The sequence below is a fragment of the Cellulosimicrobium sp. XJ-DQ-B-000 genome, from assembly GCF_031119065.1.
GTDB lineage: Bacteria > Actinomycetota > Actinomycetes > Actinomycetales > Cellulomonadaceae > Cellulosimicrobium > Cellulosimicrobium funkei.
This window is the reverse complement of record NZ_JAVHYN010000006.1, coordinates 139,373-152,038: the sequence shown is the minus strand read 5'-3', so window position 1 is coordinate 152,038 and position 12,666 is coordinate 139,373. Positions and strand designations below refer to the sequence as shown.

Genomic DNA, 12,666 nt, shown 5'->3' with positions numbered 1-12,666 from the left:
GGTGCGCCGACCGACCGGCGGGCAGGACCCGCGACGGCGAGGACGGGAGCGGGCGTGCGCGAGGGCATCGTGATCGGCGAGGGCGTGGTCCTGGACGCGCGACCGGCGTCGTTCGTGACGCGCGGGCTGGCGCTCGCGCTCGACCTGCTCGTCGTGCTCGTGTTCTTCGTCGCGACGCTCTTCGTGCTCGGCGCCTCGCTGGGCTCGCTCGAGCTCGACCTGGTCACCGCGATCCTCATCGCGTTCTCGGTCCTCGTCATGGTCGTCATCCCGACGACGGTCGAGACGCTCTCGCGCGGCCGCTCGCTCGGCAAGCTCGCGCTCGGCATCCGGGTCGTGCGCGACGACGGCGGCCCGGTCCGGTTCCGGCACGCGTTCCTGCGGGCGCTCGTCGGGGTCGGCGAGATCTGGCTGACGTTCGGCTCGGTCGCGCTCGTCGCGTCGCTGACGAACGACAAGGGCAAGCGGCTCGGCGACATGGCGGCGGGTACGTACGCGATCCGGGTGCGGGGCGGGCGACCGACGCTCGCCCCGCTCGCGATGCCGCCCTACCTCGCCGCGTGGGCCGCGCACGCCGACATGCGGCGGCTGCCGGACGGCCTCGCGCTGGCCGCCCGGCAGTTCCTCGGGCGCGCCGACCGCCTGCACCCGGCGTCGCGCGCGCGGCTCGGCCAGGAGCTCGCGGGGCAGGTGGAGCGGTACGTCGCTCCGGGCCCGCCGCCCGGCACCCACCCCGAGACGTTTCTGCTCGCCGTGCTCACCGAACGCCGCGACCGGGACCGCGCGACGGCCCACCGCGCGCAGGCCGCCGCGCGCGAGCAGGCCGAGCTGCTCCACCGGCTCCCCTACTCGGTGCCCGACCCGACGCGCTGACGCGCGCGGCGCCCCGTCGGGGCGTCCTCGAACCGCCCGACGGCGCGCGCGATCCCGACGAGCACGAGGGCGAACGCGCCGAACCACACGGGCCGGCTCGCCCACCAGTCGGCGCCGCCCACGGCCGGGAGCTCCTGCCCGAGCACCACGAGGACGACCCCGACCACGACCACCATCGCGGTGAGGTGCCACAGGTACACGGTCATCGAGCGTCGCGCGAGACCGCGGACGACGGACCGCCCCCGGCCGTCGGCCCAGCGCACGAGCGGTCCCCGCGCGGCGAGCGCGAGCGCGACGAGCGCGACGGCGTGCAGCACGACGGGCGCGGTCGGCGGCCCGAGGTTGGACATCGCGTCGCCCGGCATGCCGATGAGCGAGACCGGGTAGGGCCCGACGGCGACGAGCAGGGCGGCGAGGGCCGCCGCGGCGAGGCCGACGGCCACGAGCACGCGGGGCCGCGGCACGACGGCGACGGGGACGATGCGGCCCCGGCGCACGACCCGCAGGCCCGAGCGGGCGTCGGCATAGAGGAGCCCGACCGCGTAGGGCACGGCCCACACGAGCACCACGTTGACGAGCGCGAGCCGCTCGAGCCCGGCGCCGAACCGCAGGGCCTCGACCGCGAGCGGGGCCGCGGCGAGCCCGGCGACGGCCCACGTTCCGGCGGCGTGCAGCGCGCGACGCAGGAGCGGCGTGAGGACGACGAGACCGAGGTAGACCGCGAGGAACCACAGGAGCTGCGGCGCCAGCGTCGCGAGCGAGCGGACGGCGTCGGCCGGGAGCCCGACGGCCAGCAGGACGCCGACGGCGACCACCCACGCCCCGACGAAGACGGCCACCGGCCGCAGCAGGCGCGGCAGCCGGGCGCCCGCGAGGCGGACGCCGTCGGCCAGGTCGGCGGCGACGCTCGGGCGGGTCGCGACCCGGCCCCGGGCGGCGGTCCCGCCGGTGCTGCCGGCACGCCGCAGCCCGTACGCCGCCGAGGCGCCCGCCGCGAAGAACAGCAGGGCGAGCACCTGGAGCACCCACGTCACGGCCCACCCGGCGCCGTGCGCGAGGGCGTTCCCGATCCGGAGCTGCTCGCCGTCCCACGTCGCGTCCGCCATGAGCCAGTGCACCGTGAGGACGCTCAGGGTCGCGACGGCGCGCACGGCGTCGACGAACACGTCGCGCGACGGGCGACGCGGTCCCTCGCCCGCCGCGGCCGCCGCGCCGGGCCGGTCCGGGCGCGGGGCCGGCGGGCCGCCGTCGCGGGTCCGGCGCGAGGCCGGGAGGACGTGCGACGACGCGCGGGGTCGGGCGGGGGGTGGCGACAGGACGGCCACGGGATGCTCCTCGGTCGGCGGGCCCGGGAGGTCTCCCGGTGCTCACCAGTCTCGAAACATCCCGTTCGTCCCGGTACGGGACGGTCCCCCGACCGCGTCGCGGTCGTCCACCCAGGTTCCGGGGGGTTGTCCCCCGCCGCTCGGACCTGCAGCCGCTGAGACCTGGAGGCGCTGAGAGCCGCTCAGACCTTGAGGTAGCGCAGCACCGCGAGGACGCGGCGGTGGTCGCCGGCGTCCTGCGGCAGCCCGAGCTTGCCGAAGATCGAGGTGACGTTCTTCTCGACCGCGCCGTAGGAGAGGAACAGGGCCTCCGCGATGGCGGAGTTCGACCGGCCCTGCGCCATGAGCTCGAGCACCTCGGTCTCGCGCGGCGTGAGGCGCGCGAGACCGTCGTCGGATCGCGATGCGCCCATGAGCTGGCTCACGACCTCCGGGTCGAGGACGGTCTGGCCCGCGGCGATGCGCGTGAGCGCGTCGACGAACTCGCCGACGTCCGCGACCCGGTCCTTGAGGAGGTAGCCGACGCCGCGCGCCCCGCCCGTGAGCAGCTCGCTCGCGAACCGCGTCTCGACGTACTGGGAGAAGAGCAGCACCCCGAGGTCGGGGTGCGCCGCGCGCAGCGCGAGGGCGGCGCGCAGCCCCTCGTCCGTGAACGTCGGGGGCATCCGGATGTCGACGACGGCGACGTCCGGCAGCGCGTCCTGCGCCGCGAGCCGCGCGACCTGCGCGACGAGCTCGTCGCCGTCCGCGACCGCCGCCGCGACCTCGTGGCCGCGGCGGGTGACGAGCGCGACGAGACCGTCGCGCAGGATGGCGGAGTCCTCGGCGATGACGAGCCGCATGGTGTCCTTCCGGTCGGGCGGGCCGGGCGGCCCGGGCGGGCGCGGTGCCCCGGGGACATCCTGCCCGACGCCGTCCCGCCACCCGGGCAGGACCGTCCCGTCCGTGCGCAGCACGTCAGACCCGGACCGGCAGGAGGACCGTGACGACCGTGGGCCCGCCGACGGGGCTCGTGAGCTCGAGCGAGCCGTCCACGGAGCGCACGCGCTCCGCCAGGCCCGCGAGCCCCGAGCGGTGACCGTCCGAGCCCGGCTGCACGACGCGCGCGCCGCCCTGGCCGTCGTCGCGCACCCGCAGGCGCAGGCGCGCCCCGCGCCCGCTGCCCTGGCGCTCCACGAGCACGTACACGCCCGACGCGCGCGCGTGCTTGACCGCGTTCGTCACGAGCTCCGCGACGCAGAAGTAGGCGATCGACTCGACCGCCGGGGCGAGCCGGCCGGACGCCTCGACGGCCGGGTCGACGTCGACCGTCACCGGCAGCGGCGAGCGCGCCGCGAGGGTCTCGAGCGCGACCGCGAGACCGTTGTCGAGCGCCGGTGGGTGGATGCCGCGCGCGAGCTCGCGCAGCTCGACCAGCGCCTCCTTGGTCGACGAGTGCGCGAGGTCGACGAGCTCGAGCGCGTCGCCCGCGTCGCCGCCCGCCGCGAGCTGCTCCTTGGCCTCGCCGAGCTGCATCGCGACGGCGACGAGGCGCGCCTGGGTGCCGTCGTGCAGGTCGCGCTCGATGCGGCGCAGCTTCGCGTCGGCGTCCTCGACCGTGCGGCCGCGCGACTCCTCGAGGTCGGCGACGCGCAGGCTGGACAGCGTGGGGCCGAGCAGCGCCACCGTGAGCACGCGGAAGAGGTGGGCGAACGCGCGCGTGACGTGGGGCCAGACCCAGAGGAAGATCGCCCCGACGAGCACGAGGCCGAGCTGGCGCGCCGGGGTGTCGACGTACCAGTCGACGCCGATCTGCACCCCGCGGTGCCACGTCCCGTCGGCGGCCTGCTGCAGCGGGAGCCAGCGCGACCAGATCCAGTGCGTCGTGCCGCCCAGCCCGACGGCGAGGAAGACCGTGCTCACGACGAAGGACAGGATGGCGAGCGGGAACGTCACGAGGAGGAAGAGCACGGCCCGCCACCCCGTGCCGTCGCCGATCCCGCTCCACAGCGTGCTCCAGAAGCCGCGGCGGCGCGTGTACGGGGCGGGGGCGGCGACGTCGACCCCGAGCAGGGACCGCGCGAGCGACCGGTACATCGAGCCCCAGCCGCGCCCGCCGACCACGACCCACCCCGCGACGACGAGGCCCAGGACGGGCACGATCATCGCGACGAGGAAGACCACGGAGAACAGCCCGTAGGAGAACGCGAAGGGCGCCAGCAGGAGCGCGAGCGAGAGGTACCCGTACTCGCGCCACGTGCGCCCCGCGAACGGCGCGCGCGCGAAGCCGACCCGCTCGCGGTGGTCCACGTACCGCGGGTCGGGCTGCGAGCCCGCGAACGCGCCCGGGACCCCGGGCGCGGCGGCCACGGCGGACGCCGAGGGGTCCGACGACGTGGCGGGCGTCGACGGCACCGCGGAGGGGTGCGGCGTCGGCACGACCGCGTCGGGCGCGCCCGGCGAGGGCTCGCCCTCGGGCACGACGCTCGGCTGGTCAGGGGTCACGGCAGTCATGGTGCCAGTCTGGGCGCGCGCGTGCGGCGACGACAGGGTGGCGTCCGCCGCACCCGGGTGGGGACAACCCCCGTACCTGCCGTCAGTGCAGCAGGTACTTGACCGCGATGACCACGCCGCCGAACGCCGCGGCGAGCAGCGTCTCTCCCACCAGCAGGCCTCCGCGCGCCCCCGCGCGGTACGCGGCGAGGAACCCCACCACACCGAGCAGGACGACGGTGAACCACACCGCGACGAGGGCGGCGCTCTCGGCGTCGAGCCCGGCCGCGAGCGCCACGAGGTACACGACGATCCCGGGGAGCGCGCCGAGGAGCACCCCGACGTTGGACCGCAGCGCGACGACCGTGCGGCCCCACAGCGAGTGCCCCGTGTCGTGGAAGCGTCCGCTCACCGCGTCCACGTAGCAGTGCGCGAGCCAGTAGCCCACCGCCACGAGGGTCGTCGCGAGCACGACGCGGTCGCCCGTCGGCGCGTGCACGCTGGAGACCGCCATGACGAACCCCGCGACGATCGCGCCGTACAGGAGGTCGTGCGGGGGCTCGCGCTCCCAGCGGTCGCCCACGCGGTGCCACAGCGGCCGCACCCGGCCGGGCGGCGGCTCGTCGCGCACCTCGTCGGCCGGCCCCGACGTGCCCTCGCCCGCGGGGGGCGAGGGCACGACCGGCGTGCGCTCGTCGGACGACGGGTCCATACGACCTCCTCGGCGCGTGCCGGACGACTCGGGTCGGTGCTCAGTAGCGGTAGTGCTCCGGCTTGTACGGCCCCTCGACGGGGACGCCCAGGTAGTCCGCCTGAGACGGCGAGAGCTCGGTGAGCCGGACGCCGAGCGCGTCGAGGTGCAGGCGCGCGACCTTCTCGTCGAGCACCTTGGGCAGCCGGTAGACCTGGCGCGCGTAGGCGCGCTCGCGCCCCTCGCGCGCGGCGGCCGTCGCGTCCTGGTAGAGCTCGATCTGGCCGATCACCTGGTTCGAGAACGAGTTGCTCATGACGAACGACGGGTGGCCCGTCGCGTTCCCCAGGTTGAGCAGGCGGCCCTCGGAGAGCACGACGACCGAGCGGCCCGCGGGCTGGCCGTCGGGGCCCGGCTCCGCGAACGTCCACTCGTGGACCTGGGGCTTGATCTCGGTGCGCGACACCCCGGGCACCTCGGCGAGGCCGGCCATGTCGATCTCGTTGTCGAAGTGGCCGATGTTGCCGACGACGGCCTTGTCCTTCATCGCGACGAGGTGCTCGGCGCGGATGACGTCCTTGTTGCCCGTGGTCGTGATGAAGAAGTCGGCCTCGCCGAGCACGTCCTCGATCCGGGCGACCTGGTAGCCGTCCATCGCGGCCTGGAGCGCGCAGATCGGGTCGACCTCGGACACGATGACGCGCGCGCCCTGGCCGCGGAACGCCTCGGCCGCGCCCTTGCCGACGTCGCCGTAGCCCGCGACGAACGCGACCTTGCCGCCCATGAGGACGTCGGTCGCGCGGTTGATGCCGTCGGGCAGAGAGTGGCGGATGCCGTACTTGTTGTCGAACTTCGACTTGGTGACCGAGTCGTTGACGTTGATCGCCGGGAAGAGCAGCTCGCCCGACTCGGCGAGCTGGTAGAGGCGGTGCACGCCCGTCGTCGTCTCCTCGGTGACGCCCTGGATCTCCTGCGCGATCGTCGTCCAGCGCAGCGGGTCGGCCTCGAGCGCGCGGCGCAGCACCCCGCGCACGACGTTCATCTCGTGGGTGTGGTCGGGCTCGCCCGGGAGCGTGTCCGGCGGGACGACGCCCGCGCGCTCGTACTGCAGGCCCAGGTGGACGAGCATCGTGGCGTCGCCGCCGTCGTCGAGGATGAGGTTGGGCGACTCGTCCCCCGGCCACACGAGGATCTGCTCGGTGCAGTCCCAGTACTCCTCGAGGCTCTCGCCCTTCCACGCGAACACCGGGACGCCCTGCGGGTCCTCGGGCGTCCCGTGCGGCCCGACGACGACGGCGGCCGCCGCCTCGTCCTGCGTCGAGAAGATGTTGCAGCTCGCCCAGCGCACCTGCGCGCCGAGCGCGACGAGCGTCTCGATGAGGACGGCCGTCTGCACGGTCATGTGCAGGGAGCCGGCGATGCGGGCGCCCGCGAGCGGCTGCGAGTCCCCGTACTCGGCGCGCAGCGCCATGAGGCCGGGCATCTCGTGCTCGGCGAGGCGGAGCTGGTGGCGGCCCGCCTCGGCCAGGGACAGGTCGCGGACCTTGTACCGGCCGGGGATCTCGTCGAAGCCGGGGGTGGCGCCGGAGGTCGGGGCCTGCGCTGTGGTGGACATGGTTCTCCTGTGCGTTCTCGGTGCCGGCGGAGCCGGTGGTACCGGCTCCGCGGTGGCTCCCGATGACTGGTCGGTTGCTGCGCTGGGGGCTCCCGTCCGCGCGGGACGGGACCGCGGCCCGCCCGGCACCAGCCTACCGAGGACGACGCCGTCCGGCCGGGGCGCGGACCACCCGCGCCCGCAGCACCACCGTTCGTCCGGCGCGCGCGCCCGGGCGCGCGCGTAACACGAACGCTTGACCATCTCAAGATCACGAAGGGATAACGATCCCGGTTCCGCCGTCATCCGCGCCATTCCAACGATGCTCGGTCAAGAATCGTCCTGGAATCGCCCCTGGTGCGGGGGTCCTGGGTAGAAGTTGAACCTCGAATCAGGCAGGGTGGGCGCGAACCGATTGACATCGGATCAGCGTGAGGCCCTGTGTGCGCCGGCCCCTGCGGGGGCAACCGGCCGGACGCGCCACCCCAGGGAGGACGTCCTCGCACCCGGGGCCTCCTGCCGTGCCCTCTCGTCGAGCGCCCGCACCCGGGGTGCTCCGGAGGGGCGTGACGCTGGTCCACGACCGGAAGGTGGCGACACCCACCGCATGACAGCTCTCAGCACACCCGTGCCGACCGACCCGGCCGCGCACGCCGGCGCCGCGACCGTCGGCACCGACGAGCGCGCGACCGCGCTCTCGGTCCGCGACGTCTACAAGGTCTTCGGGCGCCGCCCCGTCGAGGCGATCCGCCGCCTCGAGCAGGGCGCGAGCCGCGACGACGTCAAGCCGCTCGGCACCGCCGCGGTCATCGACGCGTCGTTCGACGTGAAGCAGGGCGAGATCTTCGTCGTCATGGGCCTCTCGGGCTCCGGCAAGTCGACGCTCATCCGCATGCTCAACGGGCTGTGGAAGCCGACGTCCGGGCACGTGCTGCTCGGCGGCACCGACCTCGCCCAGGCCGACGCCAAGCAGATGCGCGCGCTGCGCCGCAAGCACGTGTCGATGGTCTTCCAGCACTTCGCGCTCCTGCCCCACCGCACCGTGCTCGACAACGCCGCCTACCCCCTGGAGATCCAGGGCGTCGGCAAGGCGGAGCGCCGCGAGAAGGCCCGCACCGCGCTCGGCCTCGTCGGGCTCGGCGGCTGGGAGGACTCCCTGCCCTCGCAGCTCTCCGGCGGCATGCGCCAGCGCGTCGGGCTCGCCCGCGCGCTCGCCGCCGACACCGACGTCCTGCTCATGGACGAGGCGTTCTCCGCGCTCGACCCGCTCATCCGGCGCGAGATGCAGGAGCAGCTCCTCGAGCTCCAGCAGACGCTCGGCAAGACGATCGTCTTCATCACGCACGACCTCAACGAGGCGATGCACCTCGGGGACCGGATCGCCGTCATGCGCGACGGCCGGATCGTGCAGATCGGCACCGCCGAGCAGATCCTGTCCGACCCCGCGAACGACTACGTCGCCCAGTTCGTCGCCGACGTGGACCGCACGCGCGTCCTCACGGCCTCGTCCGTCATGGTGCGCCCCGCCGTCGTCGTCCCGCTCTCCGGCGGTCCCCGCCAGGCGAGCCGCACGATGCGCGAGGCGCAGGTCTCGGCCGCGTACGTCGTCGACCGCCAGCGCCACCTCCAGGGCGTCGTGCGCGACGAGGACGCGGTCGCCGCGCTCAAGAAGGGCCAGGACAGCCTCGACGGCCTCGTGCGCCAGGGCGTCGCGCCCGTCTCCCCCGACACCCCGCTCGCGGAGGTCTTCGCCCCCGCCGCGGAGTCGCCGCTGCCCGTCGCGGTCACGGACGAGCAGGGCCGCCTCGTCGGCGTCGTCCCCCGCGTCACGCTCCTCGAGGCCATGGTCCCCGGCGACCAGCCGAAGACCGGCGAGATCGACCTCGGGCAGACGCCCGTCGTCCAGGACGCGGCGGCGGAGGGCTCCGCCCCGCTCGCGGCCGCCCCGACGGAAGGCAGTGCCGCGTGAACGACACCCTCGTCCCCCGCATCCCGCTCGGCGAGTGGGTCGACGCCTTCGTCGGCTGGGTCACCACCACGTTCCGCCCGCTCTTCCGGTTCATCAAGGACGTCCTCGTGGGCGTCTACGACGGGCTCGACGCCGTGCTGTCCGGCCCGCCGTTCTGGGTCGTCGCGATCGCCCTCGCCGCGCTGGCGTTCTTCGTCAAGGGCTGGCGGCTCGCGGTCGGCACGCTCGTCGGCTTCGTCCTCATCGCGGGCGTGAACCAGTGGGACAACGCGATGGACACCCTCGCGCTCGTCCTGCTGTCCGCCGTCCTCGCGATCGCGATCGCGATCCCGCTCGGCATCTGGGCCGCGCGCAACGACCGCGTCTCCGCCGTCGTGCGGCCCGTGCTCGACTTCATGCAGACCATGCCGGCGTTCGTCTACCTCATCCCGACCGTCGTCATCTTCCTCACCGGGCCCGTGCCCGGGATCATCGCGACGATCGTCTTCGCCATGGCGCCCGGCGTCCGGTTCACCGAGCTGGGCATCCGGCAGGTCGACAAGGAGGTGGTCGAGGCCGGCCAGGCGTTCGGCTCGACCCCCGGCCGCATCCTGCGCCAGATCCAGCTCCCGCTCGCCCTGCCCACGATCATGGCGGGCGTCAACCAGGTCATCATGCTCTCGCTCTCCATGGTCGTCATCGCCGGCATGGTCGGCGCCGGCGGCCTGGGCGAGGACGTCGTCGCCGCGCTCCAGCGCGTCGACGTGGCGCTCGGGTTCGAGGCAGGCCTCGCCGTCGTCATCCTCGCGATGTTCCTCGACCGCGTGACCTCCGCGCTCGGCGACCGCGCCCCCGTGGCGCGCGCCCTCGCCGCGGCGCGCGTCTGACCGCGCCACCCACCGTCCCCGGCCGCATGCCGGGACCCCCTCCCACGCACCGTCGTGGGGCACCCCGACCGGGCCTCACGGCCCACGGAAGGAACGCATGACCCCCGCACGCAAGCGCACCACCCGCACCGCCGCCGTCGCCGCGACCGCCGTCCTCGGCCTCGCGCTCACCGGCTGCGCGTCCGACTCCGGCTCGGGCGGCTCCGGCGACGGCGCCTCCTCCACCGGCGAGGACGAGACGTCGGTCTCCATCGGCATCCCGTCCGGCTGGGACGAGGGCATCGCCGTCTCCCACCTGTGGACCACCATCCTCGAGGACGAGGGCTACGACGTGTCGACGCAGACCGCCGACGTCGGCGTCGTGTACACCGGCCTCGTCGGCGGGGACTTCGACCTCACGCTCGACGTCTGGCTGCCCTACACGCACGCGTCGTACGAGAAGAAGTACGGCGGCGAGATCACCGACCTCGGCTACTGGTACGACGACGCCAAGCTCACCATCGCGGTGAACGAGGACTCGCCCGCGCAGTCCCTCGAGGACCTCGCGGCCATGTCCGACGAGTACGGCAACAAGCTCGTCGGCATCGAGGCGGGCGCCGGCCTGACCGAGATCACCCAGGACCAGGTCATCCCCACCTACGGCCTCGAGGACATGGACTACTCCATCTCCTCCACCCCCGCGATGCTCGCCGAGCTCAAGGGCGCGACCGACGCCGGCGAGAACATCGCGGTCACGCTGTGGCGCCCGCACTGGGCCTACGACGAGTTCCCCGTCCGCGACCTCGAGGACCCCGAGGGCGCTCTCGGCGAGGCGGAGAAGATCCACATGTGGGGCTCGGCCGACTTCGAGGAGCGCTACCCGACGCTGACGAAGCTGCTCGGCGCGTTCTCCCTCGACGACGAGCAGCTGTTCTCGCTCGAGAACATGATGTTCAACTCCGACGAGTACGCCGACGAGCAGGCCGCCGTCGAGGCGTGGCTCGAGGAGAACCCGACGTTCGTCGACGACCTCAAGGAGGCCGCGGGCGTCTGACGCCTCGACCACCCGCGCTCCGACGGGCCCTGCCGACGGGATCTGCAGGGCCCGTCCCGGACGGGCTGCGGTCCCGGTTCGCCGCAGCCGTGCGGGCACCCTCGGTGCCCGACGCCGAAGGCCGGCTCCCTCGCGGGGGCCGGCCTTCGGTCGTGCAGCGGGACGCGGCGCCCTCAGAGCTCGCGCGCGTCGTCCTCCAGCAGCACCGGGATGCCGTCGCGCACGGGGTACGCGAGCGGACGCCCCGGGTCGGTCGAGTGCAGCTCCGGCTCGCCGGAGGGGCTCGTCCCGTCCACGAGGCGGGCGCCCGTCACCGGGCACCGCAGCGCCTCGCGCACCCAGGGGTCGATCTGCAGGCTCATGCTCGCTCCTCGTCGTCGTCCGTGCGCACGAGCGACAGGACGTCGTCGCGCACCTTCTCCATGATGTCCTCGTCAGCGGCCTCGACGTTGAGCCGCAGGAGCGGCTCCGTGTTGGACGCCCGCAGGTTGAACCACCACTGCGGGTGGGAGCCCCAGTGCGAGACCGTCAGGCCGTCGAGCTCGTCGACCTCGACGGGGCCGGCCCCCTGCTGCGTCACGTACGCCTCGACGACGCGCGCACGCGCCGCCGGGACGTCGGCCACGGTCGAGTTGATCTCCCCCGAGGCGACGTAGGGCTCGTACATCTCCGCGAGGTCGGACAGCGCGTGCGGCTGCGACCCGAGGGCGGCCAGGACGTGCATCGCCGCCAGCATCCCGGTGTCCGCGAAGAAGAAGTCGCGGAAGTAGTAGTGGGCGCTGTGCTCGCCCCCGAACACGGCGTCGTGCTCCGCCATCTGCGCCTTGATGAACGAGTGGCCCACGCGCGTGCGGACCGTGCGCGCGCCGGCCGCCCCGAGGAAGTCGGGGACGGCGCGCGAGGTGATGAGGTTGTGGATCACGGTGGGGGTGCGCCCGGCCTCGAGCTCCTTCGCGACCTCCCGCAGGCCGACCAGCGCCGTGACGGCGGACGGGGAGACCGGCTCGCCGCGCTCGTCCACGACGAAGCAGCGGTCGGCGTCGCCGTCGAACGCGAGCCCGAGGTCGGCCCCGTGCTCGACCACGGCCGCCTGCAGGTCCACGAGGTTCTTCGGGTCCAGCGGGTTCGCCTCGTGGTTCGGGAACGTGCCGTCGAGCTCGAAGTAGAGCGGGACGACGTCGAGCGGCAGGGCGGGCAGTCCCGCCCCCGTGCCCAGCACGGCCGGCACGGTGTGCCCGCCCATCCCGTTGCCGGCGTCGACGACGACCTTGAGCGGCCGGATCCCCGACAGGTCGACGAGACCGCGCAGGAACGCCGCGTACTCCGCGAGCATGTCGCGGTCCGTGACGGTGCCGGGCTCCTCGGCGGCGGGCGGGAGGCCGTCGTCCAGGTACCCCTCCGCGAGGGTCCGTACGTCGATCAGGCCCGAGTCCTGGCCGACCGGGCGCGCGCCCGCGCGGCACAGCTTGATGCCGTTGTAGACGGCGGGGTTGTGGCTCGCGGTGAACATGGCCCCGGGGACGCCCAGCACCCCGGACGCGTGGTAGAGACCGTCCGTCGAGCACAGCCCGATGCGCGTCACGTCGACCCCCGCGGCCGTGAGCCCCGCGGCGAACGCGTCGACGAGCTCCGGGCCCGAGTCGCGCATGTCGTGCCCCAGCACGGCGCTGGCCCGCGTGCCCGCCGGGGCCTCCGGCAGCACCACGGCCCGCGCGAACGCCGCGCCGACGGCCCGGGCCACCTCCGGGTTCAGCTGGTCCGGGACGGTACCGCGGACGTCGTACGCCTTGATGAGGTGGGAGAGGTCGGTGCTCACGCGACCCACCCTATCCGCGGGTGCACC

At 74.3% G+C, this 12,666-nt stretch carries 11 protein-coding genes; 4 read left to right on the top strand and 7 right to left on the bottom strand.

The genetic code is table 11. The features are described 5' to 3' along the window. The first annotated feature begins 54 nt into the window (after positions 1-54). On the top strand, positions 55-873 hold the full coding sequence (locus tag RDI86_RS11520) for an RDD family protein (RefSeq protein ID WP_034654446.1): 819 nt from the start codon (positions 55-57) through the stop codon (positions 871-873). On the opposite strand, the gene RDI86_RS11515 is transcribed toward RDI86_RS11520, so the two are convergent. The 5 genes from RDI86_RS11515 to ahcY all read right to left on the bottom strand — a co-directional run bounded on the left by RDI86_RS11515 (position 846) and on the right by ahcY (position 6,976). Next, positions 846-2,198 (bottom strand): acyltransferase, encoded by a 1,353-nt coding sequence (locus RDI86_RS11515; protein WP_308821435.1) that lies wholly within the window; start codon positions 2,196-2,198, stop codon positions 846-848. The two genes, RDI86_RS11520 and RDI86_RS11515, sit on opposite strands and share 28 nt — an antisense overlap. 182 nt (positions 2,199-2,380) lie before the next feature. Continuing rightward, a complete protein-coding gene (locus RDI86_RS11510; RefSeq protein WP_034651737.1) occupies positions 2,381-3,040 on the bottom strand; it encodes a response regulator transcription factor in 660 nt (219 codons plus the stop codon). A gap of 115 nt (positions 3,041-3,155) precedes the next feature. Further along, positions 3,156-4,691 (bottom strand): sensor domain-containing protein, encoded by a 1,536-nt coding sequence (locus RDI86_RS11505; protein ID WP_308821434.1) that lies wholly within the window; start codon positions 4,689-4,691, stop codon positions 3,156-3,158. 82 nt (positions 4,692-4,773) lie between these two features. Continuing rightward, on the bottom strand, positions 4,774-5,382 hold the full coding sequence (locus RDI86_RS11500) for a hypothetical protein (protein ID WP_308821433.1): 609 nt from the start codon (positions 5,380-5,382) through the stop codon (positions 4,774-4,776). Positions 5,383-5,422: 40 nt separating this feature from the next. Beyond that, positions 5,423-6,976: an adenosylhomocysteinase gene (gene ahcY, locus RDI86_RS11495; RefSeq protein WP_083711938.1), complete on the bottom strand. Its 1,554-nt coding sequence runs from the start codon at positions 6,974-6,976 to the stop codon at positions 5,423-5,425. Positions 6,977-7,562: 586 nt separating this feature from the next. On the opposite strand from ahcY, the gene RDI86_RS11490 reads away from it, so the two are divergent. From RDI86_RS11490 to RDI86_RS11480, 3 genes are all read left to right on the top strand, one after another. Beyond that, positions 7,563-8,924: a glycine betaine/L-proline ABC transporter ATP-binding protein gene (locus RDI86_RS11490; RefSeq protein WP_308821432.1), complete on the top strand. Its 1,362-nt coding sequence runs from the start codon at positions 7,563-7,565 to the stop codon at positions 8,922-8,924. Continuing rightward, a complete protein-coding gene (locus tag RDI86_RS11485) occupies positions 8,921-9,790 on the top strand; it encodes a proline/glycine betaine ABC transporter permease (RefSeq protein ID WP_061267508.1) in 870 nt (289 codons plus the stop codon). The genes RDI86_RS11490 and RDI86_RS11485 overlap by 4 nt, the downstream gene beginning before the upstream one ends. A 97-nt stretch (positions 9,791-9,887) precedes the next feature. Continuing rightward, positions 9,888-10,823 carry a glycine betaine ABC transporter substrate-binding protein gene (locus tag RDI86_RS11480; protein WP_061267507.1) on the top strand — a complete coding sequence of 312 codons (936 nt, stop codon included), beginning with the start codon at positions 9,888-9,890 and terminating at the stop codon, positions 10,821-10,823. Positions 10,824-10,996: 173 nt separating this feature from the next. Here RDI86_RS11480 and RDI86_RS11475 read toward each other — a convergent pair whose 3' ends face one another. Next, complete coding sequence (locus RDI86_RS11475) at positions 10,997-11,185, bottom strand: Trm112 family protein (protein WP_021479800.1); 189 nt, start codon at positions 11,183-11,185, stop codon at positions 10,997-10,999. Next, positions 11,182-12,639 carry a phosphomannomutase/phosphoglucomutase gene (locus tag RDI86_RS11470; RefSeq protein WP_061267531.1) on the bottom strand — a complete coding sequence of 486 codons (1,458 nt, stop codon included), beginning with the start codon at positions 12,637-12,639 and terminating at the stop codon, positions 11,182-11,184. The genes RDI86_RS11475 and RDI86_RS11470 overlap by 4 nt, the downstream gene beginning before the upstream one ends. Positions 12,640-12,666: the final 27 nt, after the last annotated feature.

Bases quoted from the DNA above. Each gene is read 5' to 3' on its own strand.
- ahcY (WP_083711938.1), bottom strand. From the start codon at position 6,976: ATGTCCACCACAGCGCAGGCCCCGACCTCCGGCGCCACCCCCGGCTTC.
- RDI86_RS11510 (WP_034651737.1), bottom strand. From the start codon at position 3,040: ATGCGGCTCGTCATCGCCGAGGACTCCGCCATCCTGCGCGACGGTCTC.
- RDI86_RS11500 (WP_308821433.1), bottom strand. From the start codon at position 5,382: ATGGACCCGTCGTCCGACGAGCGCACGCCGGTCGTGCCCTCGCCCCCC.
- RDI86_RS11490 (WP_308821432.1), top strand. From the start codon at position 7,563: ATGACAGCTCTCAGCACACCCGTGCCGACCGACCCGGCCGCGCACGCC.
- RDI86_RS11475 (WP_021479800.1), bottom strand. From the start codon at position 11,185: ATGAGCCTGCAGATCGACCCCTGGGTGCGCGAGGCGCTGCGGTGCCCG.
- RDI86_RS11480 (WP_061267507.1), top strand. From the start codon at position 9,888: ATGACCCCCGCACGCAAGCGCACCACCCGCACCGCCGCCGTCGCCGCG.
- RDI86_RS11505 (WP_308821434.1), bottom strand. From the start codon at position 4,691: ATGACTGCCGTGACCCCTGACCAGCCGAGCGTCGTGCCCGAGGGCGAG.